This window comes from Quadrisphaera setariae (assembly GCF_008041935.1).
Lineage (GTDB): Bacteria > Actinomycetota > Actinomycetes > Actinomycetales > Quadrisphaeraceae > Quadrisphaera > Quadrisphaera setariae.
Genome location: NZ_VKAC01000012.1, coordinates 86,575 through 108,978 on the forward strand (window position 1 = coordinate 86,575; position 22,404 = coordinate 108,978).

Annotated in this window: 24 protein-coding genes; 9 read left to right on the forward strand and 15 right to left on the reverse strand. The window is 75.3% G+C overall.

Annotated elements, in window-relative coordinates:
• The first annotated feature begins 10 nt into the window (after positions 1-10).
• The 5 genes from FMM08_RS18315 to FMM08_RS18335 all read left to right on the forward strand — a co-directional run bounded on the left by FMM08_RS18315 (position 11) and on the right by FMM08_RS18335 (position 3,098).
• Positions 11-538 (forward strand): hypothetical protein, encoded by a 528-nt coding sequence (locus FMM08_RS18315; protein ID WP_147927829.1) that lies wholly within the window; start codon positions 11-13, stop codon positions 536-538.
• Positions 539-540: 2 nt separating this feature from the next.
• Positions 541-1,710 (forward strand): zinc-dependent alcohol dehydrogenase, encoded by a 1,170-nt coding sequence (locus FMM08_RS18320; RefSeq protein ID WP_147927830.1) that lies wholly within the window; start codon positions 541-543, stop codon positions 1,708-1,710.
• Positions 1,707-2,528, forward strand: a complete 822-nt coding sequence (locus tag FMM08_RS18325; RefSeq protein WP_147927831.1) for a dienelactone hydrolase family protein — start codon at positions 1,707-1,709, stop codon at positions 2,526-2,528. Before FMM08_RS18320 ends, FMM08_RS18325 begins: the two co-directional genes overlap by 4 nt.
• Positions 2,512-2,763: a hypothetical protein gene (locus FMM08_RS18330; RefSeq protein WP_147927832.1), complete on the forward strand. Its 252-nt coding sequence runs from the start codon at positions 2,512-2,514 to the stop codon at positions 2,761-2,763. The genes FMM08_RS18325 and FMM08_RS18330 overlap by 17 nt, the downstream gene beginning before the upstream one ends.
• A gap of 71 nt (positions 2,764-2,834) precedes the next feature.
• Positions 2,835-3,098: a hypothetical protein gene (locus tag FMM08_RS18335; protein ID WP_147927833.1), complete on the forward strand. Its 264-nt coding sequence runs from the start codon at positions 2,835-2,837 to the stop codon at positions 3,096-3,098.
• Positions 3,099-3,184: 86 nt separating this feature from the next.
• On the opposite strand, the gene FMM08_RS23175 is transcribed toward FMM08_RS18335, so the two are convergent.
• The 4 genes from FMM08_RS23175 to FMM08_RS18355 form a co-directional block, all read right to left on the reverse strand.
• The gene (locus tag FMM08_RS23175) at positions 3,185-3,721 is read right to left on the reverse strand and encodes a hypothetical protein (RefSeq protein ID WP_187279851.1); all 537 of its coding nucleotides are present in this window, start codon (positions 3,719-3,721) and stop codon (positions 3,185-3,187) included.
• 90 nt (positions 3,722-3,811) lie between these two features.
• Complete coding sequence (locus tag FMM08_RS18345; RefSeq protein WP_147927834.1) at positions 3,812-4,348, reverse strand: nucleoside deaminase; 537 nt, start codon at positions 4,346-4,348, stop codon at positions 3,812-3,814.
• A complete protein-coding gene (locus FMM08_RS18350) occupies positions 4,345-7,188 on the reverse strand; it encodes a molybdopterin-dependent oxidoreductase (RefSeq protein ID WP_147927835.1) in 2,844 nt (947 codons plus the stop codon). The genes FMM08_RS18345 and FMM08_RS18350 overlap by 4 nt, the downstream gene beginning before the upstream one ends.
• Positions 7,185-8,060: an FAD binding domain-containing protein gene (locus FMM08_RS18355; protein WP_147927836.1), complete on the reverse strand. Its 876-nt coding sequence runs from the start codon at positions 8,058-8,060 to the stop codon at positions 7,185-7,187. The genes FMM08_RS18350 and FMM08_RS18355 overlap by 4 nt, the downstream gene beginning before the upstream one ends.
• A gap of 148 nt (positions 8,061-8,208) precedes the next feature.
• On the opposite strand from FMM08_RS18355, the gene FMM08_RS18360 reads away from it, so the two are divergent.
• Positions 8,209-9,597: an APC family permease gene (locus FMM08_RS18360; RefSeq protein ID WP_147927837.1), complete on the forward strand. Its 1,389-nt coding sequence runs from the start codon at positions 8,209-8,211 to the stop codon at positions 9,595-9,597.
• Here FMM08_RS18360 and FMM08_RS18365 read toward each other — a convergent pair.
• On the reverse strand, positions 9,533-10,480 hold the full coding sequence (locus tag FMM08_RS18365; protein ID WP_147927838.1) for a LysR family transcriptional regulator: 948 nt from the start codon (positions 10,478-10,480) through the stop codon (positions 9,533-9,535). The two genes, FMM08_RS18360 and FMM08_RS18365, sit on opposite strands and share 65 nt — an antisense overlap.
• Before the next feature lie 72 nt (positions 10,481-10,552).
• Between FMM08_RS18365 and FMM08_RS18370 the strand changes: the two genes are divergently transcribed.
• Complete coding sequence (locus FMM08_RS18370; RefSeq protein WP_147927839.1) at positions 10,553-11,524, forward strand: EamA family transporter; 972 nt, start codon at positions 10,553-10,555, stop codon at positions 11,522-11,524.
• Positions 11,525-11,544: 20 nt separating this feature from the next.
• On the opposite strand, the gene FMM08_RS18375 is transcribed toward FMM08_RS18370, so the two are convergent.
• The 3 genes from FMM08_RS18375 to FMM08_RS18385 are packed head-to-tail and all read right to left on the reverse strand — an operon-like array spanning position 11,545 to position 13,780.
• Complete coding sequence (locus FMM08_RS18375; RefSeq protein WP_147927928.1) at positions 11,545-12,465, reverse strand: phosphatidate cytidylyltransferase; 921 nt, start codon at positions 12,463-12,465, stop codon at positions 11,545-11,547.
• 17 nt (positions 12,466-12,482) lie between these two features.
• The gene (locus FMM08_RS18380; protein ID WP_222710932.1) at positions 12,483-13,115 is read right to left on the reverse strand and encodes a lysophospholipid acyltransferase family protein; all 633 of its coding nucleotides are present in this window, start codon (positions 13,113-13,115) and stop codon (positions 12,483-12,485) included.
• Entirely contained in the window at positions 13,112-13,780 is a 669-nt protein-coding gene (locus tag FMM08_RS18385; RefSeq protein WP_222710933.1) for a CDP-alcohol phosphatidyltransferase family protein, read from the reverse strand. Before FMM08_RS18385 ends, FMM08_RS18380 begins: the two co-directional genes overlap by 4 nt.
• Before the next feature lie 16 nt (positions 13,781-13,796).
• On the opposite strand from FMM08_RS18385, the gene FMM08_RS18390 reads away from it, so the two are divergent.
• The gene (locus tag FMM08_RS18390; RefSeq protein ID WP_147927841.1) at positions 13,797-14,303 is read left to right on the forward strand and encodes a hypothetical protein; all 507 of its coding nucleotides are present in this window, start codon (positions 13,797-13,799) and stop codon (positions 14,301-14,303) included.
• A gap of 9 nt (positions 14,304-14,312) precedes the next feature.
• Here FMM08_RS18390 and miaB read toward each other — a convergent pair whose 3' ends face one another.
• Entirely contained in the window at positions 14,313-15,836 is a 1,524-nt protein-coding gene (gene miaB / locus FMM08_RS18395) for a tRNA (N6-isopentenyl adenosine(37)-C2)-methylthiotransferase MiaB (protein WP_439653573.1), read from the reverse strand.
• Between the two features lie 76 nt (positions 15,837-15,912).
• Here miaB and FMM08_RS18400 point away from each other — a divergent pair, with 76 nt between their 5' ends.
• Positions 15,913-16,725 (forward strand): YqjF family protein, encoded by an 813-nt coding sequence (locus tag FMM08_RS18400; protein WP_255472581.1) that lies wholly within the window; start codon positions 15,913-15,915, stop codon positions 16,723-16,725.
• Here FMM08_RS18400 and FMM08_RS18405 read toward each other — a convergent pair.
• The 6 genes from FMM08_RS18405 to FMM08_RS18430 form a co-directional block, all read right to left on the reverse strand.
• Positions 16,676-17,350: a DNA-3-methyladenine glycosylase I gene (locus FMM08_RS18405; protein ID WP_147927843.1), complete on the reverse strand. Its 675-nt coding sequence runs from the start codon at positions 17,348-17,350 to the stop codon at positions 16,676-16,678. The two genes, FMM08_RS18400 and FMM08_RS18405, sit on opposite strands and share 50 nt — an antisense overlap.
• Positions 17,351-17,352: 2 nt before the next feature.
• The gene (locus FMM08_RS18410) at positions 17,353-17,817 is read right to left on the reverse strand and encodes a regulatory protein RecX (protein ID WP_255472582.1); all 465 of its coding nucleotides are present in this window, start codon (positions 17,815-17,817) and stop codon (positions 17,353-17,355) included.
• Positions 17,818-17,867: 50 nt separating this feature from the next.
• The gene (gene recA / locus FMM08_RS18415; RefSeq protein WP_147927845.1) at positions 17,868-18,935 is read right to left on the reverse strand and encodes a recombinase RecA; all 1,068 of its coding nucleotides are present in this window, start codon (positions 18,933-18,935) and stop codon (positions 17,868-17,870) included.
• Between the two features lie 136 nt (positions 18,936-19,071).
• Positions 19,072-20,487: an MFS transporter gene (locus tag FMM08_RS18420; RefSeq protein WP_147927846.1), complete on the reverse strand. Its 1,416-nt coding sequence runs from the start codon at positions 20,485-20,487 to the stop codon at positions 19,072-19,074.
• Complete coding sequence (locus tag FMM08_RS18425) at positions 20,484-21,824, reverse strand: M20/M25/M40 family metallo-hydrolase (RefSeq protein WP_147927847.1); 1,341 nt, start codon at positions 21,822-21,824, stop codon at positions 20,484-20,486. Before FMM08_RS18425 ends, FMM08_RS18420 begins: the two co-directional genes overlap by 4 nt.
• Complete coding sequence (locus FMM08_RS18430) at positions 21,821-22,375, reverse strand: CGNR zinc finger domain-containing protein (protein WP_147927848.1); 555 nt, start codon at positions 22,373-22,375, stop codon at positions 21,821-21,823. Before FMM08_RS18430 ends, FMM08_RS18425 begins: the two co-directional genes overlap by 4 nt.
• Between the last annotated feature and the right edge of the window lie 29 nt (positions 22,376-22,404).

Here is a 22,404-nt window from a genome sequence, read left to right on the forward strand (position 1 = left end):
CGTCGAAGAGGTGACGCACAGTGATCACGGCAGGCTCGTCGGTGCCGCCCGCGCGGTGCTCGAGCACCTCCCCGGCAGGTCGTCCGAGAGCGCGAGGCCGGTCCAGCAGACCGTGACGATGACGGCGCCCGCCGTCGACGTCCTCACCGCCCTGGAGGACCCCGCCACCCTGTCCCGGCTGCTCGGCGAGCTCGGCTCCGTGGAGCCGCACGGGGGCGGGCAGCGCTGGAGCCTCGCCGCCGGCGAGGGCCACGGCGGTCTCGCCTGGGACACCGCGCTGACCCGCCGCGCCGACGGCCTGCGCTACGAGGGCGGGGTCAGCGGCGCTGACGGCTCGACCGGCAGCATCGACGTCTCCACCTCCCCCGCGCCGCGCGACCACGGCGTGGAGGTGCGGCTGGTCCTCGACCTGCCGCTGCCCCGCCTCGCCGCCGGCGCGGCCGCCTTCACGCTGCTCTACCGGCTGCGCGCGCTGCTCGTCAGCGGGGAGCTCCCGACGCTGCGCCCGCAGCCCACGACCCGCGACGAGAGGGGCTGAGGATGCGCGCCCTGGTGTGGAACGGCGTCAACGACCTCGCCGTGGCCGACGTCCCCGAGCCGACCGTCATCAACCCGCACGACGTCCTGCTGCGCGTGCGGCAGACCACCACGTGCGGCTCGGACCTGCACTTCATCGACGGCTACCTGCCCGGCATGCGCGCCGGCGACGTCTTCGGCCACGAGTTCATGGGCGAGGTCGTGGCGACCGGGCCCGAGGTGCGCCGGGTGCGGATCGGCGACCGCGTCGTCGTCCCGAGCTTCATCTCGTGCGGGCGGTGCTGGTACTGCACCCACGAGATGCCGTCCCTGTGCGACACGACCAACCCGAACGCCGCCGTGCAGCAGCCCGTGCTGGGGTACCCGAGCGGTGGCATCTACGGCTACACGCACCCCTTCGGCGGGTACGCCGGCAGCCACGCCGAGCTCGTGCGCGTGCCGTTCGGCGACGTCAACTGCTTCACCGTGCCCGACGGCGTCAGCGACACCCAGGCGCTCTTCGCCTCCGACGCCGCCCCCACGGCGTGGACCGGCGCCGACTTCTGCGACATCTCCCGCGGCGACGTGGTGGCCGTCTTCGGCGCGGGCGCGGTGGGCCTCATGGCCGCCGCGGCGGCGCAGCTGATGGGCGCCGAGCGGGTCGTCGTCGTCGACAGGCTCCCCGAGCGGCTCGCGCTGGCCCGCGAGCACCTGGGCGCCGAGACCATCGACTACTCCGAGGTCGACAGCGTGCAGGAGGCCCTGCGCGAGACCACCGGCGGGCGCGGGCCCGACAGCGTCATCGAGGCGGTGGGCATGGAGGGCCACGGCACCGGGGTGCAGCAGGTGGTGGACCGGGTCAAGCAGGCGGTGCGCCTGGAGACCGACAGGGCCACCCCGCTGCGCGAGGCGCTGCTGGCTTGCCGCAAGGGCGGCGTGGTGTCGGTGCTCGGCGTGTACGGCCTCACCGACTCCTTCCCCATGGGCGTGGTGACCAACAAGGGGCTGACGCTGCGCTCGGCGCAGCAGCACGGGCAGCGGTACGTCCCCCGGTTGCTGGAGCACCTGCAGCGCGGTGAACTCGACACGTCGTGGCTGGCCACGCACCACATGCCCCTGGAGGACGCCGTGCACGGGTACCAGATCTTCAAGGACAAGGCCGACGGCTGCCTGCGCGCGGTGTTCCACCCGTGACGACGTCGACGACCAGGACGACGGCGAGCGGCGTCCGGCTGACCGACGTCCGCCTGGAGCCGCGCCCGGGCGGCAGCCCGGAGCTGCACGGCGTGCTGGGGGTGCCCGACCGCGCCGTGCACGGCGACGGCCCGTGGCCCGGCGTGGTGGTGGTCCACGAGGCGTTCGGCGTCGACGACGTCATGCGCCGGCAGGTGGAGCGCCTGGCGGAGGCCGGGTACCTCGCCCTCATGCCTGACCTGTTCACCGCCGGCGGTGCCCGCAGGTGCCTCACCGCCACCTTCCGCGCCCTGGCCGCGGGGCGCGGGCGGGCCTTCGAGGACGTCGCTGCGGCGCGGGAGCAGCTGGTGGCCCTCGCGGAGTGCACCGGGCGGATCGGGGTGATCGGGTTCTGCATGGGCGGGGCGTTCGCGCTGCAGCTGGCGAGCCCGTCGCGCCCGGGAGGCGACTACGCCGCGTCGTCGGTGAACTACGGCCGGCTGCCCGGTGACGACGTCGAGCTCGACGCGCTGCTGGCCGGCGCCTGCCCCGTCGTCGGCAGCTACGGCGGCCGCGACGCGTCGCTGAAGGGTGCCGCCGACCGCCTGGAGCGCGCCCTGTCCCACGCGGGCGTGCCGCACGACGTGCGGCAGTACCCCAGCGCCGGGCACTCCTTCCTCAACGACGCCCCCACCGGGCCGCGCCTGCTGCGGCCCGTGATGCAGCGGGTCATCGGCGCGGGCCCGGAGCCCGAGGCGGCAGCCGACGCGTGGGATCGCATCGAGGCGTTCTTCGCCGAGCACCTGGGGGGAGCGCAGGCCCGTGGCGCCGACGCCTGAGGAAGACCTGTCCGTCTGGAGGCGCCTCGCGCCGGGCGGGATGCTGCTCGTGGGCAGCGGGCTCGCCGTGACCCTCGACGCCTCCGCGCGCCGCTCGTCCGGCACGCCGCTGCTGCGGTGGGTGGCGGAGGGGACGGCGGGGCTCGTGCTGGTCAACGCGGGCCTTGCGCTCTACGGGGAGGCCATGAAGCGGCGAGGTCTGCACGACGCCGCCACCCGCACCCCCCGTCCGTGATCATGGACCTCCCGAGCACTCTCCCTCCGTGATCATGGACTTCCGGACCATGCGGCCCTAGCCTCCGGGACATGCACCCGGGCCTGCTGGTCTTCGGTCTCGTGATCATCGTCGTCGTCGCCGTCGCGGGCTACGCGGTCCGCGCCAACGAGGGCAGGCCGCCGGCGACGCGTCGGCGACGCGACGCCGGCGGCGCGCCCTTCGTCGGCGGCGACGCGGGCAGCGCCGACTACGGCTCCAGCACCTGGAACGGCCACTCCCACGGCCACGGCCACGGGGGTGGCGGCCACCACAGCCACCACGGCGACGGCGGGTCGTTCGGGGGTGGCGGCTAGTTCGGCGGTGGAGGTGACGGCGGCTTCGGCTCCGGCGGCTCTGACGGCGGCGGAGGCGGCGGCGGAGACTGACGCCTCTCCCGTGGTCACGGCCGGACGGCCACCTGCGCGAGCAGCTCGCCACAGCGCCGGTCGAGCCGCCGGCGGTTGGCCCGGGACACCGCCATCATGAGCACCAGCAGCGCGAGCACCACCAGCCAACGAGCAGAGTCCACCGCAGCGAGCACCACCAGCACGACGGCCAGGAAGCCGAACGCCCAGCGCTCGGCCATGGGACTGCCCAGGTCCCGACTGCAGAAGGCCGCGAGGTGCAGAGCCGCCTCGCGCTCCGCGGCGGAGGTCGGCTCGACGCCGCGCCTCAGCACGCGCTCACCGGACAAGACCTGCTCGTCGGTGAACCCCTCGACCCGCTGGGTCTCGCGCCACCGACGCCAGCGCATCCCGTCCCGGACCGCCCGGGCCACCGACGCGCCCACCAGGACCACCACGAAGACCCAGGGGTCTGCTGGCAGCCCCTGCGCCCACCGCACCAGCAGCACCAGTGCGGCGAGGGCGGCGGCGAACGTTCCGCGGGCCACCCACGGCTGGTGCCTGGAGAACCACGACCCGGTCCAGATGATCACTGGTCGATCATCACCGACCAGCCGGTCACCATGCGTCACCCCTGGGGCGGAGGCTGTTCCGGACGCCCATGATGACGGCGAGGGGCGGGGTCAGTAGTCCACGCGGTCGGCCCGGGAACCCCACGCGGTGAAGGGGGCGAGCCGGTCGTCGTGGGCGTGGTGCGCCACGCGGATCGAGCCCATCTCGGGCCAGCGCTCCCGCGGGGCGGCGAACAGCTCGTAGAAGGCGCGGTCGTCGAAGCCCGCGAGCGCGGCGTCGTCGCGGTCGGCGGCGTAGACGACCCCGTCGACCCGGGCCCACAGCGAGGCGGCCAGGCACAACGGGCACGGCTCGCACGAGGACACGAGCACGCAGCCGGGCAGCCGGAAGTCGCCGACGGCGGCGCACGCGTTGCGGATCGCGACCACCTCGGCGTGCGCGGTCGGGTCGAGCGTCGGCGTGACGAGGTTGGTGCCGGTGGCGATGACCTCACCGCCGCCGTCCTCGCCCACCCTGACGACGACGGCGCCGAACGGCCCACCTCCGCCGTCGACGTTCTCCCGGGCCAGGTCGATCGCCCGTCCCAGCCACTCCAGCTCCAGCGGGCTGCGCCCGGTGCTCGCGCCGTCCTGCTCGACCGCGGTCATGCGTGGTCCTCCTGCTCGCCGTGCTGGTGGCCCGTCCAGGCCAGCCAGACCCTGTCACGCGCCATCGGCAGGCGGTGGAACCGCACCCCCGTCGCATCGCGCACCGCGTTGGCCAGTGCCGGGGCGACGGGGTTGTAGGGGCTCTCGCTCATCGACTTGGCGCCCACCGGCCCGACGTCGTCGGAGGTGTCCGCGAACAGGACCGTCGTCGTCGGGACGTCCGCCCAGGTGGGCAGGTGGTAGGTCCGGAAGGCGGGGTTGGTCACCGCGCCGCTGCCACCGGGGGCGTCGTCGAGGCGGACCTCCTCGTAGAGGGCCGCGCCGATCGCCTGGGCCACTCCGCCCTCGACCTGCCCGCGGCACTGCTCGGGGTTGACGACCACCCCGGCGTCGGCGCCGTGCACGGACGCCAGGATCCGCACCTCCCCCGACCCCGGGTCGCACGCGACGGTGAACGCCTGCACGTCGAACGCCACCGACCGCGGCGTCCCGCCCCACTCGCCCCTGCCGACCAGCTCGGTGCCCTCCACCGCTGCTGCCGCGGCCAGGTCGGCCAGCGGCACGCGGTCTCCGGCGACGACGACGACGTCGCCGTCCAGCCGGCACACCTCCGGCGGCACGCGCGCGCCGGTCGCCGAGACCGCCGAGGCGGCCGCCCGCTCGACGAGCACCCGGGCCAGCGCGCCGGCGGCGGCGTGCACGGCCCGGCCGGCCACCACCGTGCCGGTGGACCCGAAGGCACCGGTGTCGTGGCCGACCACGTCGGTGTCGGACTGGCGCACCCGCACGCGGTCCGGTGTGGTCCACAGCGCGGTGGCGGCGAGCTGGGCGTGCACGGTGGTGGTGCCGTTGCCGAACTCGGCCGTGCCGACCCTGACCTCGTACGTCGCCGTCCCGTCGTCGTCGAGCAGCAGCGCGACGGCGGCGTCGGCGTGGTGGCCGCGCGGCGGCACCGTGTCGATCATCGAGATCGCCATGCCCTCCCCCACCGGCCAGCCCTGCGGAGCCTGCGCGCGGACCGCCTCCCGCTCCCCTGCCACGTGCGCCTGAACGCTCCTCAGCAGCTGGTCGAGGCCGTAGCTGCCGTAGACGACGTCGTCGGGCTCGTCCGTGGTGGACGTCATCGGGTCGCCCGGCACCACGGCGTTGCGGCGCCGCAGGTCGTAGGGGTCCAGCCCGAGGTCCCGGGCCAGCTCGTCCATCGCGGACTCCACGGCGAACACCAGCTGCGAGAGCCCGTACCCGCGGAACGCCCCGGCGGGCACGGTGTTCGTGTAGACCGCCCACCCGTCGACGCGCTTGTTGGCGCAGCGGTACACCCCGAGCGACTCCCCGCAGCCGTGGAAGAGCACGCCGGGCGCGTGGTTGCCGTACGCGCCGGTGTTCGACACCACGCGCACGGACATCGCGGTGAGCGTGCCGTCGGGCAGCGCGCCGAGCTGCGCGGTGACGGTCATGGGGTGGCGCGTGGTGGTGGCGGAGAACTGCTCGGCGCGGGTCAGCTCCCACTGCACGGGACGGCCGGTGAGCAGCACCGCGAGGCCGACGAGGTCCTCGGTGAGCATCTCCTGCTTGCCGCCGAAGCCCCCGCCCACGCGCCCGGCCACCACGCGCACCTGCTCCCGCTGCAGCCCCAGGACCACGGCGAGCGCGTCGCGGGTGAGGAAGGGGGTCTGCGTGGAGGAGCGCACCACGAGGCGGCCCCCCTCCTCGAGCGCTCCGTCGAGCCAGCCGCGGGCGGCGTGGGTCTCCAGGGCGGCGTGCGCGAGCCGCTGGCTGCGCCACGTGCCGTCCACCACCGCCCCGCCGGCGGAACGGGCCGCCTCGAAGCCGGCCTCGACGTCACCGAGGTGGCCGTGGACCTCCGCGACGACGTTGTCGGCGGGCCGCGCGATCCGCGTCAGGGACGGGTCCTTGTCGCCGTGGAGCACCGGAGCACCCGTGCGCGCCGGGTGCATGGCCTCCTCGGGGTCGAAGACGGCCGGCAGCACCTCGTAGGTCACGCCCACCGCGAGCGCCGCGACGCCCGCCTCGGCCGCCCCGACGGTCTCGGCGACGACGGCGGCGACGCGCTGCCCGGTGAAGCGCAGCACCCTGTCGAGCACGAGCGTGTCGTCCGGGTCGTCGGAGGACCGGTGGTGCCGCGCGGAGGAGTGCAGGACCGGGCCCGCCACCTGCTCGACGTCGTCGGCGGTGATGACGCGCACCACCCCGGGCACCGCGAGCGCGGTGGCGGCGTCCAGCGAGACCACGCGGGCGTGGGCGTGCGGGGAGCGCAGCACCGCGAGGTGGAGCATCCCGGGCGGCGGCGGCTCGTCGAGGGTGAACCTCGCGGCGCCCCTCACCAGGTCGGGGCCGGCGGGTGCCGGGGTGCTGCGACCCACTGCGGCGCCGGCGGCCGGCTCGCGGTCGACGGTGGTCCGCCCGGCGAGCGCGTCGCGGATGGACCGGTACCCGGTGCAGCGGCACAGGTTGCCCTTGAAGGCCCTCGGCAGGTCCTCCAGCAGGTGCTCGTGCTCGCCGTCCTGCAGCGCGGCCGCGGTCATGACCATGCCGGCGGTGCAGAAGCCGCACTGGAAGCCCTGCGCGTCGAGGAACGCCCGCTGGCAGGGGTGGTCCAGCCCTTCGACGGTCGTCACGGAGCGGCCCTGCGCGCGCACGGCCGGGTAGAGGCAGGAGTGGACGGCGCGGCCGTCGACGTGGACCGTGCAGGCGCCGCAGTCGCCGGCGTCGCAGCCCTTCTTCACGCCCGACCAGCCGCCCTCGCGCAGCCACGTGCGCAGGCACTGGCCGGGGCGGGGCTCGCGCTCGTCGGGGCGGCCGTTGACGACGGCGCTCACGCCAGCAGCTCCTGGACGACCTCGCGCACCTGCGCCAGCGCCATCGCGCGGCGCCAGGCGGGGTGGCCGTGGACGTCGTCGTGCCAGGTCCGGCGGGGCTCGGACCCGTCCACGGCGGCGTCGACGGCCTGGACCGCCCCGTCCGCTCCACCGGCCTCGGCCAGGGACGACGGCGACGGCCAGCGCAGCTGCAGCGGTGCCTGCGTCGCAGCGGTCACGGTGACCACGGACTGGCCCGAGGCGTCGAGGCGCCCCACGACGAGGCTCGCGGAGCGCCCCAGCGGCGTGAGGGTGGCCCGGCGGAACGCGGTGCGCGCCGCCAGGGACGCCGCCGGCACCACCACCTCGCGCACGAGCTCCCCCGGGACCAGGGCGGTGGTGTGGTCGCCCGTGACGAGCTCGGCCACCGGGAGGTGGCGGCGCAGCGGCTCGGGACCGGTGCCCGTGCCTCGACCACCGCCGGGGATCCACAGCTCGGCCACCGCGTCGAGCGCCGCGAGCAGCGACACCATCGGCGCCGCGGGCAGGGCGGTCACGAGGTTGCCCCCGACCGTGGCGACGCCCTGCACCTTCCACCCGGCGAGGAACGCGTCGGCGCAGCGCCGGACCAGCGCGGGCAGGCCGTGGGACGACTGCCAGCGGGTCAGCTGCTCGATGGTGCAGGTCGCGGCGATGCGCAGGGCGCCGTCGTCGTCCTGGACCACCGGCTCCCAGCCCAGGCTCGTCAGGTCGAGCAGGCGGCGGGCACCCGGCTGCGGCTCGGAGAACAGCCAGGTGCCGCCGGCGAGCCACACGTCGCCGTCAGCAGGCGGCGCGAGCCCGTCCAGGACGGCGCCGGCGGGCTCGAGGGCGGTGACGCCGTGCAGGTCCATCACCGCGCACCGTAGGCGACGCCGCGGCGCCGTGGGCCGCTCGTCGACCACTTCACCCCGGTGACCACGCACGGTGATCAACGAGACGGGGACCCGGAGACCGCCCGACCGAGGGGCGATCACCGCTGCAGCCGCACACGCTGGGGCGATGTCCACGCGAGCGACGTCCGAGACCGACACCCACGGCGACGCACCACCCACTGGACTGCGACGCTCCGTCACCGGGCCGCTGCTGTTCCTCTTCATCCTCGGTGACGTGCTCGGCGCCGGCGTGTACGTCCTCGTCGGGGAGGTCGCCGGCGCCGCCGGCGGAGCGGTCTGGGTGCCCCTCGTGGTGGCCCTGGGGCTGGCGCTGCTCACGGCCGCCTCCTACGCCGAGCTGGCCACCAAGCACCCCCGCGCCGGTGGTGCGGCCGTCTACACCACCCGGGCGTTCGGGCCCCTGGTCGGCTTCGTGGTCGGGTTCTGCATGCTCGCCTCCGGCGTGGTGTCGGTGGCGGCGCTGGCCCTGGCGTTCGGGGGTGACTACCTCGCCGCGTTCGTCGACCTGCCGGTCTGGCTCGTCGCCGTCGTCTTCCTCCTCGCGCTGGCGGCCCTCAACGCCCGCGGCATCCGCGACTCGCTGCGCGCCAACGTCGTCATGACGTGCATCGAGGTGGGCGGGCTCGTCCTCGTCGTCGTCCTGGGGGTGGTGGTGCTGGCCCGTGACGGCGGAGACCCCGCGCGCCTGACGGCCCTGGGCACCGCCGAGCACGGCCCGGCAGCGGCGGTGCTGGCGGGGACGGTGCTGGCCTTCTACTCCTTCGTCGGGTTCGAGACGTCGGTCAACGTGGCCGAGGAGGTGCGCGACCCGCGCCGGGCCTACCCGCGGGCGCTCTTCGGCGCGCTCGCCGTGGCGGGCGTGGTCTACCTCGCGGTGGGCGTGGTGGCGAGCCTCGTGGTGCCCACCGACGTCCTCGCAGGCTCCTCCGGCCCGCTGCTGGAGGTGGTGCGCGAGGCCGGCGTGGTGCCGCTGGTGGTGTTCGCCGCCATCGCCCTGGTCGCCGTGGCGAACGGCGCGCTGCTCACCGGGATCATGAGCTCCCGGCTCACCTACGGCATGGCGGCCGACGGAGCGCTGCCCGCCGTCTTCGCCAGGGTGCTGCCGCACCGGCGGACGCCGTGGGTGGCGATCGTCGTCACCACGGCCGCCTCGCTGCTGCTGGCGCTGACGGGGACCGTCGCCAGCCTCGCCGCCACGCTCGTCCTGCTGCTGCTCGTGGTGTTCACCGCCGTCAACGCGGCGGTGCTCGTGCTGCGCCGGGAGGGCCCCGGCGAGCGGGAGGACGAGCACTTCCGCACGCCCACCGCGCTGCCCGTGCTGGGCATCGCCTCCTGCGTGCTGCTCGCCACCCAGGTGGAGGCCGGCGTGTGGCTGCGCGGCGGGGTCCTCCTGGTGGTCGGGGTGCTGCTGGGCGTGCTGTCCACGGCGCTCAGGCGCCGCTCGCCCCGCGGGCCGCGCCAGCCAGCCCCTCCGACAGCGCCGTCAGCTCCGTGAGCACGCGGCGCACCACGGGCCGCTCGGCGGTGTCGGCGCGGGAGAGGGCGTCGATCTGGCGTCCCGCGCGCACCCCCAGCAGCGGCAGCAGCCGCACCCCGGGGTGGCGCCCGCACGTGTAGCGCGGCAGCAGGGAGATGCCGTGCCCGGCGGCCACCAGCTCGAGCACCACGTGGAAGTCGTTGATGCGCGAGACCACCTTCGGGGCGCGCTCGCCGCTGGCCGGGCCAGCGCCGAGCACCGCCCGGAGCACCTCCGCCACGGGGAAGCCCTCCTTCACGGCGATCCAGCGCTCGTCGTCGAGGTCGTCGGGCCGCACACCACCGTGCTGCTGCGCGAGCGCCACGAGGCGGTGGCCGACGGGGACGGCGACGTCGAGCGGCTCGCGCAGCAGCGGCACCACGCGCACGCCCGGGCTGCCGACCCAGGCGCGCTCACCCTCGGGGCGGTGGGCGATGACGACGTCGAGGCGGTCCGTGAGCGGCGCGAAGTCGTCCAGGGGCACGTCCTCGTCGGTGCACTCCACCTCCACGCCGCTGCCGGACAGGCGCGTCAGCAGACCGGGCAGCAGCAGCTCGGCGCCGGAGGAGAAGGCCGAGACCCGCACCAGGCCCGTCGCGGCGCGGTGGGCCTCGAGGACGGCGGTGCGGGCGCGCTCCAGGGCCACCGCGACGTCGTCGGCGGCCTCGGCGAGGGCCAGGCCCGCGGCCGTGAGGCGCAGACCCCTCCCGACGCGCTCGGTGAGCGGGACGCCGGCCTGGCGGGTCAGGGAGGCCAGGTGCTGGCTGACCGCGGACGGGGTGAGGTGGAGGACGGCGGCGGCGCGCGTGACGCCGCCCTGCGTCCTCACCGCCCGCAGCGCCTCGAGCGCCCTGGTGTCCATGCAGCCAGACTGCACGATCGGTGTCCCAGATGTCGATGGACTGCACGGTCACGTTCACCCCACCGTGGTCCTGTGCCGCTCACCGCCCGCCTCCTCGCTCTGCTCGTCGCCGTGACGTGGGGTCTCAACTTCGTGGCCATCCACGCCTCCCTCGAGCAGTTCCCGCCGCTGCTGTGCGCCGCCGTGCGCTTCGCCGTGATCGCCGTCCCCGTGGTGCTCTTCGTCCCGCGCCCGCGCGGCGTGCCGCTGCGCTGGCTGCTGGCCTACGGGGCGGGGTTCGGGGTGGCCCAGTTCGTCTTCCTCTACACGGCCATGGCCGTCGGCATGCCCGCCGGGCTCGCGTCGCTCGTGCTGCAGTCCTCAGCGCCGTTCACCGTGGTGCTGGCCGGCGTGCTGCTGCGCGAGCGGCTCTCCGGCCGGCAGGTGGCCGGCGTCGTCGTCGCCGTGGCGGGGCTGGCGGGGATCGCCGCCTCCCGGGCGGAGCTCGGCGGGACCGACGTCTGGACGACGCTGCTGCCGGTGGTCCTCACGCTGCTCGGAGGCCTGGGATGGGCGTTCGGCAACCTCGGCTCGCGGCTGGCGTGGCGGGAGCGGATGGCGCTGGGCCAGCCGCCCACGGCCACCGAGTCGCTGCGGCTGGTGCTGTGGGTCTCGGTGGTGCCGCCGCTGCCGCTGGCCCTGGCGTCGCTGGTGCTCGAGGGGCCGGCGCGGATCGGCGCTGCGTTCACGGGGCTGGGCTCGCGGACCGGGCTGCTGGCGATCGCCGGGCTGGCCTTCACCGTGCTCATCGCCACGCTGGTCGGCCAGGTGGTGTGGTCGGCGCTCATGGCCCGCCACCCCTCCAGCTCCGTGGCGCCGTTCTCGATGCTCGTGCCGGTGGTCGGGATGGTGGCCGCTCACGTGCTGCTGGGCGAGGCGACGCCCTGGCGCGAGGTGGCGCTCGGCGCCGTCGTGGTGGGCGGGGTGCTGCTGGGCGCGTCCCGCCCCCGTCGCCGCCCCTCGGCGCCGACCGCCCCGGCCCCCGAGCCCGCGCTCAGCCGCTGACGGCGCAGGCGCAGCGGGGGTCACTGGAAGAAGAAGCGCGTGGCGTGGAAGAAGACCGGTGCGGCGAACACGAGCGAGTCGATGCGGTCCATGACGCCGCCGTGCCCGGGGATCAGCTCGCCGTAGTCCTTGACGCCCCGGTCGCGCTTGATGGCGGCCATGACGAGCCCCCCGAGGAACCCCACCACCGCGATGAGCAGCGACATCGCTGCCGCCTGCCAGGGGCTGAAGGGGGTGGCCCACCACAGCGCCGTGCCGATCCCGGTGGCGGCGGCCACCCCGCCGACGAACCCCTCCCACGTCTTGTTCGGGCTGACGCGCGGGGCGATGCGGTGGCGGCCGAAGAGCTTGCCGGCGACGTACTGCAGCACGTCGGAGGCCTGCACGACCAGCACGAGGAAGAAGACCAGCAGGCCCTGGCGCCCGTCGAAGCCGTCGATGTCGAGCAGCAGCAGCGCCGGGGCGTAGCTGAGGGCGTAGACGCAGGTCGCCAGGCCCCACTGGATGGTGGCCGTGCGCCGCAGGAAGTCGGTCGTCTCACCCGCCAGGGCCAGCACCGCGGGGATGAGGAGGAACGCGTAGACCGGGATGAGGATCGAGAACAGGCCGTACCACTGCACCGCCAGGAGCGCGTACTGCACCGGGAGCGCCACGAAGAACGCCAGCAGCAGCGCGCGGTGGTCGGCGCGGCTGGACTCCACCAGCGTCACGAACTCCCGCATGGCCAGGAACGACAGCAGCGCGAACAGCACGATCGTGCCGGCCGGCCCGGTCACCACGGCCACGGCGAAGACCACGGCCATGACCCACCAGGCGTTGATGCGCTGGTTGAGGTTGACCACCGTCTCGCTCGGCGGGGAGGACCGCGCCCGCAGCACGCGGCCGATGACGGTCGCGACGACGAGCACCGCCCCGACGGCGCCCAGCAGCCGCAGCAGCATCGGGTCCTGCAGGAGGCTCACCGCTCCTCCAGCGCCAGCAGGGCCTGGCGGGCCCGGGTGAGCATGGCGTCCTTCGGCTCCCCCGGCACGACCGCCAGCGGCTCGCCGAAGACGAGGCGCGCGATGACGGGCACGGGCACCCGCTCCCCCTTCGGCAGCACGCGGTTGAGGTTCGACAGCCGCACCGGGACCAGCTCGGCCTCTGGCACGGCGACCGCGAGGTGGTGCAGACCGCTCTTGAACGGGGCCACCTCGCGCCCGTCACCGCGGGTGCCCTCGGGGAAGAGGATCAGCGAGTCGCCCTCGCGCAGCACCGCGGCCATCTCCTGCGTGGCCGCGGGCCCCCCGCCCGCGCGGTCGATGAGGACCGCCCGGAACACCCGCGCCGCGAGGTGGCGTCGCAGCCGGGTCTTCTCCCAGTAGTCGGCGGCGGCGACCGGCCGCGTGCGGGACCGCAGCTCCGGCGGCAGCCCCGCCCAGACGGTGACGGCGTCGAAGTGGCTGGAGTGGTTGGCGTAGTAGACGCGCGGCCGGTCGCTGCTGCGGGGGCCCCGCCACACGGGCACGGCCCCGGTGAGCAGCCGGGCGAGACCGGCGAGCGACCCTGCGACCGCCGCGTCGGCCCGGCTCTGCGCCACGGCTCCGCTCACGGCAGGCCCGCTGCGACGGCCCGCAGGCGCAGCACGCAGGTCAGGGCGGACCCGATCACCACGACGACGAGCCCGGCGGTCAGCGCGACCCCCGCCGACCCGCTCGCCAGCACCTCCACCGCGCCCACGAGGCACGCGAGGGTGATGGCGAACATCCGGTGGGGCTTGGCCATGGGTCCGCTGAAGCGCTGCTCCTGCCCGAAGGAGCCGCCGAGCAGCCGCACGTAGGCGGTGAGGACGGCGAGGACACCGGCCGCCCACCCCAGCCCCGCACCCCAGCCGCCGCCCACGGCGTACCCGGCGGGCACGAGGACCGCGAGGTCGGCGAGCCTGTCGGGCACCTCGTTGAACAGCGGCCCGGTGCGGGTGCCGCGGCCGCACTCCACCGCCACCAGCCCGTCGAGCATGTTCGCCGCGAGCCTCAGCTGCACGCCCACCGCGGCGGCGACCAGCAGCACCGCCTCGGTGCCGGGTCCCGCGGTGCGGTCCGCTGCGGGGTCCGCACCGCCTGACAGCAGCAGGCACGCCCCCGCGGCGACGGCGAGCAGCAGCCCGACCACGGAGATGCCGTTGGGCGTCGCCCCGCGCCGGGCCAGCCAGGTGGCCGCCGCGTGCGACGCCGACCGTCCGCGCGTCTTCAGCGGACGGCGCGCGGACTCGGCCATCGGGGCATCATGCAGCATGATCTGGCGGCGGTTCGTCGACGGCCGCGGCGCGCCCGCGCTCACCTTCGCCTGGGCGGCGGGCGAGGCCACGGTGTGGTGGGTCCCTGCGGACTACCTGCTCGCCGCGCTCGTGCTGGGACACCGCCGCCGCTGGCCCTCGCTGCTGGGCGCGTGCGTCGGGGGCATGGCCGCCGGCGGCCTGGTCTCGCTCACCGCCGCCCGCGCCCGCCCGGACGCGGCGCTGGCCGTGGTGCGGGGAGTCCCCGGGGTCACCCCCGCCCGCCTCGACCGGGTGCGGTCGCTGCTGGGGCGGCACGGCACCGCCGCCCTGCTGCTGCAGCCGGTCAGCGGGATCCCCTTCAAGGCGTGGGCGGCGGTGCTCGGGCCCACGGACGTGCCGCTCGTGGTGTCCGCCCCTGCCCTCCTCAGCGCCCGGGCGGCCCGCATGGCGGGGACGGCCCTGCTCGCCCAGCTCGTCGCGCGATCGGCGCAGCGAGCGGTGGAGCGCTGGCAGGCCCGCTGAGCGGGCTCGTCAGGCGACGGGCGCGCGCAGCGTCGGGATGCCCAGGCCGACAGCTCGGCCGCCACCAGCACCACCGGCTCCAGCGCTGCCCTGCACCGGCACGCCGCACGAGGCGAGCTGGCGCCGGTCGTAGGCGTCACCGCCGCGGGTGCGCCGCACGCGCAGCGGCTGCCCACCCGTCGGCTCGGCCGGCACGTCGGCCACGAGGTGGTGCGGCGCGGACTGCGTGACCTGGACGGTCACCACGTCACCCGGTCGCGGCCGGTCGGCCTCGGGCAGGTCTGCCGGCAGCCCGACGTGCACGAGCCGGTTGTCGCGGGCGCGGCCCGAGACGCGCTGGCTGGCGCCGTCCTTCTTGCCCTTCGCCTCGCCGACGAGCACCTCGACCGTGCGCCCCACCTGCTGCGCCGCCTCCGCCTCGCTGATGCGCTCCTGCAGGGCGATGAGCCGCTCGTAGCGCTCCTGCACCACCGCCTTGGGCAGCTGGTCGGGCATGGTGGCGGCGGGCGTGCCCGGCCGCTGGGAGTACTGGAACGTGAACGCGCTGGCGAAGCGGCTCCCCTCGACCACGCGCAGCGTCTCGGCGAAGTCCTCCTCGGTCTCCCCGGGGAACCCGACGATGATGTCGGTGGAGATCGCCGCGTCGGGGATCTGCGCCCGGACGCGGTCGAGGATCCCGAGGAACTTCTCCGACCGGTAGGAGCGGCGCATCGCGCGCAGCACCCGGTCGCTGCCGGACTGCAGCGGCATGTGCAGCTGCGGCATCACCGTGGGCGTCTCGGCCATGGCGGTGATGACGTCGTCGGTGAACATCGCCGGGTGCGGGCTGGTGAAGCGCACCCGCTCGATGCCGTCGACCCTCCCGACGGCGCGCAGCAGGTCGGCGAACGCCGAGTTGCCCCGGCCCCGGTCCAGCCCCTCGCCGAAGCCCCCCACACCGGTGCCGTAGGAGTTGACGTTCTGCCCCAGCAGCGTCACCTCGACCACGCCGTCGGCGACCAGCGCCTCCACCTCGGCGAGCACGTCACCGGGGCGGCGGTCCTTCTCCTTGCCGCGCAGCGCCGGCACGATGCAGAACGTGCAGGTGTTGTTGCACCCCACGCTGATCGACACCCACGCGCTGGCCGCGGACTCGCGGGCCTGCGGCAGCGTGGAGGGGAAGACCTCCAGCTCCTCCAGCACCTCCACCTGCGCCTCGGCCTGGACGCGGGAGCGCTCCAGCAGCGCCGGCAGGGCGTGGGTGTTGTGGGTGCCGAAGACGACGTCCACCCACGGCGCCTTCGCCAGGATGACGTCGCGGTCCTTCTGCGCCAGGCACCCGCCCACGGCGATCTGCATCCCGGGTCGGCGCGCCTTGACGCTCGCGAGGTGGCCCAGGTTGCCGTACAGCCGGTTGTCGGCGTTCTCGCGGACCGCGCAGGTGTTGAGGACGACGACGTCGGCCTCACCCGAGCGCCCGGCCTCGTCGTCGGCGCGGGAGTACCCGGCGTCCTCGAGGAGCCCGGCGAGGCGCTCGGAGTCGTGGGCGTTCATCTGGCACCCGTAGGTGCGGACGGCGTACGTGCGCTCGACGGGCTGGACTGCGACCACCCGTCGAGGATAGGTGGCTGTGAGCAGCAGTCCGACCGTCCAGCCAGAGGCGATCGCCGGCGCACCCGACCTCCACGGCCCCGTGATGATGGAGCAGGCCTGGCGCGACGCCGCGTTCCTGCACTGGGCGGTGCCGCCGGAGCGGGTGGCCCACCTCATGCCCCCGGGGGTGCGACCCGACACCCACCAGGGCGTGACCTACGTGGCGCTGGTGCCGTTCCGCATGGTGGGTGCGGGTCTGGGGCCGCGCACGATCGGCCCCGCGGTCCCCTGGGCGGGCACGTTCCTCGAGACCAACGTACGCCTGTACTCCGTCGACGACACCGGCCGGCGCGGCATCGTCTTCCTCACCCTCGAGTGCTCGCGGCTGGTGGTGGTGGCCGGTGCGCAGGCGGCGTTCGGGCTGCCGTACCGCTGGTCGTCGATGGCGTTCGGGCGCCGGGCCGGCGGGCGGGACGACAGCAGCGGACAGCGCGTCGCCTACGCGCTGCGCGGCCGCGGGAGCCGCTCGGGCGTGCACCAGCGGCTCGAGCTGTCGCTCGGCGCGCAGCTCTCCCCCGCCGAGGCCCACGACGACGACGGGCTGCCCCGCTTCCTGACGGCACGCTGGGGCCTGCACCAGCGGCACGTGGGACGCACCTGGTACGTCCCCAACGAGCACGGCCCGTGGCCGCTGCGCACCGCCTCCGTCGAGGCCCTCGAGGACTCCCTGCTCACCGACGTCGGCTTCCCCGAGCTGGCGGCGCGCGAGCCCGACTCGGTGCTCTTCTCCTCCGGGGTGGTCACCCGGTTCGGTCTGCCGGGGGACGCGAGCCGGCCGCGGCGGGGCTGACGCCGGAGCTGTCGACGGAGCTGACCGGCGGGGTGAAGGCGGCCCGGGCTGCCGCGACCTCCTCGCGCGCCGCGCAGCCCGGTGCGTGGTCGTTGACCAGGCCCATCGCCTGCTGGAACGCGTAGGCGGTGGTGGGACCGACGAACGTCCAGCCCCGCTTCTTGAGGTCCTTGCTCATCGCTGTCGACTCCGGCGACGTGGCGCGCACCTCGAACGGACGCCCCTGCTCACCAGCCGGCTCCCAGCTCCAGACGTAGGAGGCGATGCTGCCGTGCTCGGCCACCAGCTCGCGCGCCCGGGCGGCGTTGTTGATCGCCGCCACGATCTTGCCGCGGTGCCTGACGATGCCCGCGTCGGCGAGCAGCCGCTGGACGTCGCGCTCGTCGAAGGCGGCGACCACCTCGTGGTCGAACCCGGCGAAGGCGGCGCGGAACGCCGGGCGCTTGCGCAGGATGGTCAGCCAGCTCAGCCCGGACTGGAAGCCCTCCAGGCAGACCTTCTCGAAGAGGCGCCGGTCGTCGGAGACCGGGAAGCCCCACTCGGTGTCGTGGTAGACCGCGTAGTCGGGCGTCGAAGCGCCCCACGCGCAGCGCGGCACCCCGTCGTCGCCGATGACCACGTCCACCGTCAGTCCTCCGGATCCAGCTCGTCCTCAGCGCCAGCGCTCCGCACGGCCTCGCGCACCACGCGCATGACGAGCCCCTGCGGGTACCCCTTGCGGGCCAGCATCCCGGCCAGCCGCCGGGTCTGGACCTCGGGGGCCAGCGCCCCCATCGACCGCAGCCGCCGCGCGACGAGGTCTCGCGCCGCGGCCTCCTCGGCCTCGTCGTCGACCTGTTCCAGAGCGACGGCCGCGGTGGCGTCGTCGACGCCCTTGGCGCGCAGCTCGTGCGCCAGGCCCCGCCGGCCCAGGCCCCGGGTGAGGCGCTGGGACCTGACGAGGACCTCGGCGTAGGCGGCGTCGTCGACGAGGCCCACCTCGGTGAACCTGTCGAGCACCTGCTCGGCGGCCTCGTCGGGCACGCCGCGCTCCGCCAGCTTCTTCTCCAGCTGCGCCCGGCTGCGGGGAGCAGCCGTCAGCTGGCGGAGCACCACGTCCCGGGCGACGGCGACGGGGTCACCGCCGCCGCCCTGACGCGTGCTCAGAAGTCGACCTTGGCCTCGACCGGTGCTGCAGCACCATCGGCGCCGTCGGCCTTGGGCTGGCCGATGCCCAGCTTCTCCTTGATCTTGCGCTCGATCTCGTCGCCGAGGTCGGGGTTGTCGCGCAGGAAGGTGCGGGCGTTCTCCTTGCCCTGACCGAGCTGGTCGCCCTCGTAGGTGTACCAGGCGCCGGACTTGCGGATGAAGCCGTGCTCCACCCCCATGTCGATGAGACCGCCCTCACGGGAGATGCCCACGCCGTAGAGGATGTCGAACTCGGCCTGCTTGAACGGCGGGCTGACCTTGTTCTTCACCACCTTGACGCGGGTGCGGTTGCCGACGGGCTCGTTGCCGTCCTTGAGGGTCTCGATGCGGCGCACGTCGAGGCGGACCGAGGCGTAGAACTTCAGCGCCTTTCCACCCGTGGTGGTCTCCGGGGAGCCGAACATCACGCCGATCTTCTCGCGCAGCTGGTTGATGAAGATCGCGGTGGTGCCGGCGGTGTTGAGCGCACCGGTCATCTTGCGCAGCGCCTGCGACATGAGGCGGGCCTGCAGTCCGACGTGGCTGTCGCCCATCTCGCCCTCGATCTCGGCGCGGGGCACGAGGGCCGCCACGGAGTCGATGACGAGGATGTCGAGGGCTCCGGAGCGCACGAGCATGTCGGCGATCTCGAGGGCCTGCTCACCGGTGTCGGGCTGGGAGACGAGCAGCGCGTCGGTGTCGACGCCGAGCTTCTTGGCGTACTCCGGGTCGAGCGCGTGCTCGGCGTCGATGAAGGCCGCGATGCCGCCCGCCTTCTGGGCGTTGGCCACGGCGTGCAGCGCCACGGTCGTCTTTCCCGAGCTCTCCGGGCCGTAGATCTCCACCACGCGGCCGCGGGGCAGGCCGCCGATGCCGAGCGCGACGTCCAGCGCGGTCGACCCGGTGGGGATGAACTTCATCGGCTCGCGCACCTCGTCGCCGAGGCGCATGACGGTGTTCTTGCCGAACTGCTTGTCGATCTGCGCGAGCGCGAACTCGAGCGACTTCGACTTGTCGTTGGTCTTGGTGGCGGGTGCGGCCACGAGGATCACCCCTGTCGACGGGCACCCGGACCGGCCGGGCGCTGCTGCGGTGCGTTCGGGGACGACGCTAGGCGCCACCACCGACAGTCCGTCGCCGCGAGGCCGCGCCCTGTGGACGGACGGCCCTCCGCTGCGATCACACGACCAGCGTACCCCTTGCGACCGAACGCGCGTTCGAGGCGAGGAGGCCCGAGGAGACCAGCGACGTCACGGCGCAGACGCCCCACACGACGTAGTACCCGGCCAGCGGGGCGGCCCCCGCCGCCGGGTCCGACAGCGACCCCGTCGACGCGAGGGCCACCGCGAAGACCGCCGAGGCCACGGCCCCGCCCACCACCTTGGTGGTGTTGGTCATCCCGGTGGCGAACGCCACGCGCTCCGGCGGTGCCGCGGCAGCGGCGGCGGCCGGCAGTCCCGCCACGAGCGCTCCGTTGCCGAACCCCACCAGCAGCAGGCACGCCAGCAGCGACGCCGCCGAGGAGTGCAGGGCGAACAGGGCCCCGTACCCCACCGCCACCACCAGCGCCGCCACCGGCAGGCGCCGCAGCACCAGCGCACCGGTGATCATCGCCAGCAGGTAGGCGCCGATGAGCAGCGACACCCCCGCGGCGTCGGTCCCCAGCCCGTAGCCGGCCACGGCGGGGTCGGTGCGCGCGAACGTCGCGAGCGGCACCTGCGCCCCCAGCACGCTCGCCCCGAAGAGGAAGGCGCTCGCCTGCACCGGCCACTGCCCGCGCGAGGCGAGCAGCCGCACGTCAACCAGCGGCGAGGCGACCCGCGCCTCCACCCGCACCAGCCACCACCCCGCCGCAGCGCCCGCCACCACCAGCGACCACGGCACCGGGCTCGACACCCCGAGCAGCCTCACGGCCACCAGAGCCCCCATGACCAGGCCCAGGACGGCGGCGAGCAGCGCCAGCCCGCGCCCGTCCAGGCCACCGCCGGTGCGCCACCCCGCCCCGGGAGTCCGCTCCACGCCCGCCCAGACCACCACCACGCACGCGGTGGTGGCGACCGCGGGCAGCGCGAGCACCGCCTGCAGCGGCAGCGCGGTGGCCACCGCCCCCGCACCCAGCGCTCCGAGGACCGCCCCGGCCTGCAGCCCGGCCACGAGCACGCCCGCCGAGCGGCGCACGAGCCGCCCCTGCTCGGCGGACCCCGCGGTGCGGCGGTGCACGAGCGCCACCTCCAGCGGCAGCCACACCACGTAGGCGCCCTGCAGCACCCACCCGAGCAGGAACGTCCAGAAGCCGGGCGCCAGCACGAGCACCCAGGACCCGGCCGCGGTCACGGACGCCGAGAGCAGCAGCACCGCGCGCGGCCCCCACAGGTCGGCCAGCCGCGCGAGCACGGGCACCGCGAGCGCGGAGAACGCCAGCTGGGCCGCCTCGAACCAGTTGACGTCGCCCACGGGGACCCGCAGGCGGGCCGCGACGTCGGTGAGCAGCGGCGTGTAGAACGCCTGCAGCACGCCGGAGACCAGCTCCACCAGCACCAGGACGCCGACGACGGCGACCAGCGAGCGCCGCGCCGCCGCGCCGGGCGCGGTCACGGCAGCCCGCGCAGCAGCGCGGTGGTCCAGCGCACCCCGTCGAGCAGGTCCGCGACGGCGACGTGCTCGTCCACGCCGTGGATCCCCGCCCGCTGCGCGCGGCTCATGCGCAGCGGGGAGAACCGGTGGACCCGCTCGGCCAGGACCGTCCAGGAGCGGGAGTCGGTGGCGGCCATCGTCACGTACGGCGTGCTCACCGCGTCCGGGAACACCTGCGCCGTGCACCGCTCGAGCAGCGCGAACGCCTCGTCGTCGAAGGGCGAGGTGGGGCTGGCCCCACCTCGCTCGAGCACCTCCACGTCCACGCCGCAGCCCGCGACGGCCCGGCGGAGGCGCTGCACCACGGCGTCCACGGAGTCCCCGGTCATGATGCGCGCGTTGACGCCCACCCACGCCTCGTCGGGCACGGCGTTCACGGCCTCGGAGCCGCGCATCGCGGTGAGCGCCAGCGTGGTGCGGACCATGGCGGCGCTCTCGGGCCCGGCCAGCACGAGCAGGCGCCCCGCGGCCGAGGGGAAGCGCCCCGCCAGGGCGCCCAGCGGGCCGGGCAGCACCCGGCGCAGCAGCTCCCGCGTGGCCGCGGGGAGGGTCACGGGTCCGAGCGCGGCGCGGCGCTCGGCGCGCTCGAGGGCCACCACCGCGCGCGCCAGCCGCGCGACCGGGCCGCCGCGGGCGGGCGTCGAGGCGTGCCCGCCACGACCTCGAGCCACGAGCCGGAGCACGGTGCTTCCCTTCTCCGTGACACCCACCACCGCCAGCGGCGCCCGCAGCCCCGGCAGGGCTCCGGCGGCGACGGCGCCGCCCTCGTCGAGCACGACCCACGGCCGCACACCGCGCTCGCGCAGCACCTCGACAGCGGCGGCCGAGGAGGCGCCGCCGGTCTCCTCGTCGCTCCCGAACGACAGCCAGACGTCTCGGGCGGGCACGAACCCCTCCGCCAGCAGGGCCTCCACGGCCGCGAGCACGACGACGAGCGGGCCCTTGTCGTCCAGGGTCCCGCGCCCCCACACGGCCTCGCCCTCCGCCGAGGGCGCCAGCACCCCGGCGAACGGCGGGTGGGTCCAGGCCGCCCCAGCCCCGGCCGGCACCACGTCCTGGTGGGCCAGGAGCACCAGCGGCGCTGCCTCCCCGCCGGCGCCGCCCGAGCCTCGCCAGCGCAGGAGCAGGGCGTGCGGGGACCCCGGCACCGCCACGCGCTCCAGCTGGGCGAACACCCGGCTGAAGTGCTGGTCCAGCACCTCGTGCAGCGCGACGAGCTCGGGAGCCGCTCCCGTCGTCGTCCTGGTCCGCACCGCGTCCACGAGGGCGGTGACCGGGTCGACGACGGAGGGGCTCACCCCCGCATCCTGGCCCGGTAGGCGGCGACGGCGGCGCGGTTGCCGCACGAGCCGTCGCAGAAGCGGCGGGAGCGGTTCTTCGACAGGTCGACGAACACGTCGGTGCAGTCCTCGCCGGCGCAGCGCTGCAGCCGGCCGAGCTCGCCGCGGCGGACCACCTCGACCATGGCCATGCCGGCCTCCACGGCCATGCGGCGGTCGAGCGGGGCGTCGTCGGGGGTGGCGTGCAGGTGCCAGTCCCAGCCGTCGTGGCGGACCAGCTGCGGCAGCGCGCGCCCCTCGGACAGCAGGGTGTTGACGAGCTCGACGAAGCCCGCCTCGTCCCCGGCGAGCGCCAGGTCCCACAGCGCGAGCAGGCGCGGGCGCAGGGAGCGGACGGACTCCAGCTCGGCGAGGTCGTGGTCGCGCCGGCCGCTCCAGCGGTGCTCCTCGCAGAAGGCGTCCAGCGCCTCCACGTCGGGCAGGCCCTCCTCGCCGGAGACGTGACCGACGGTGTTGACCATGGCGACGAGCGCACTGAGCTCGCGCTCGGTGTCATGAGCGAAAAGCATCTTGACTCCTTTCACGGCCCACCACTAGC

Coding starts and splice junctions, on each gene's coding strand:
- FMM08_RS18320 (WP_147927830.1), top strand. CDS start 541: ATGCGCGCCCTGGTGTGGAACGGCGTCAACGACCTCGCCGTGGCCGAC.
- FMM08_RS18335 (WP_147927833.1), top strand. CDS start 2,835: ATGCACCCGGGCCTGCTGGTCTTCGGTCTCGTGATCATCGTCGTCGTC.
- FMM08_RS18345 (WP_147927834.1), bottom strand. CDS start 4,348: ATGACCGCGGTCGAGCAGGACGGCGCGAGCACCGGGCGCAGCCCGCTG.
- FMM08_RS18355 (WP_147927836.1), bottom strand. CDS start 8,060: ATGGACCTGCACGGCGTCACCGCCCTCGAGCCCGCCGGCGCCGTCCTG.
- FMM08_RS18360 (WP_147927837.1), top strand. CDS start 8,209: ATGTCCACGCGAGCGACGTCCGAGACCGACACCCACGGCGACGCACCA.
- FMM08_RS18365 (WP_147927838.1), bottom strand. CDS start 10,480: ATGGACACCAGGGCGCTCGAGGCGCTGCGGGCGGTGAGGACGCAGGGC.
- FMM08_RS18375 (WP_147927928.1), bottom strand. CDS start 12,465: ATGCTGCTGCGGCTGCTGGGCGCCGTCGGGGCGGTGCTCGTCGTCGCG.
- FMM08_RS18385 (WP_222710933.1), bottom strand. CDS start 13,780: ATGGCCGAGTCCGCGCGCCGTCCGCTGAAGACGCGCGGACGGTCGGCG.
- FMM08_RS18390 (WP_147927841.1), top strand. CDS start 13,797: ATGATCTGGCGGCGGTTCGTCGACGGCCGCGGCGCGCCCGCGCTCACC.
- miaB (WP_439653573.1), bottom strand. CDS start 15,836: ATGAACGCCCACGACTCCGAGCGCCTCGCCGGGCTCCTCGAGGACGCC.
- FMM08_RS18430 (WP_147927848.1), bottom strand. CDS start 22,375: ATGCTTTTCGCTCATGACACCGAGCGCGAGCTCAGTGCGCTCGTCGCC.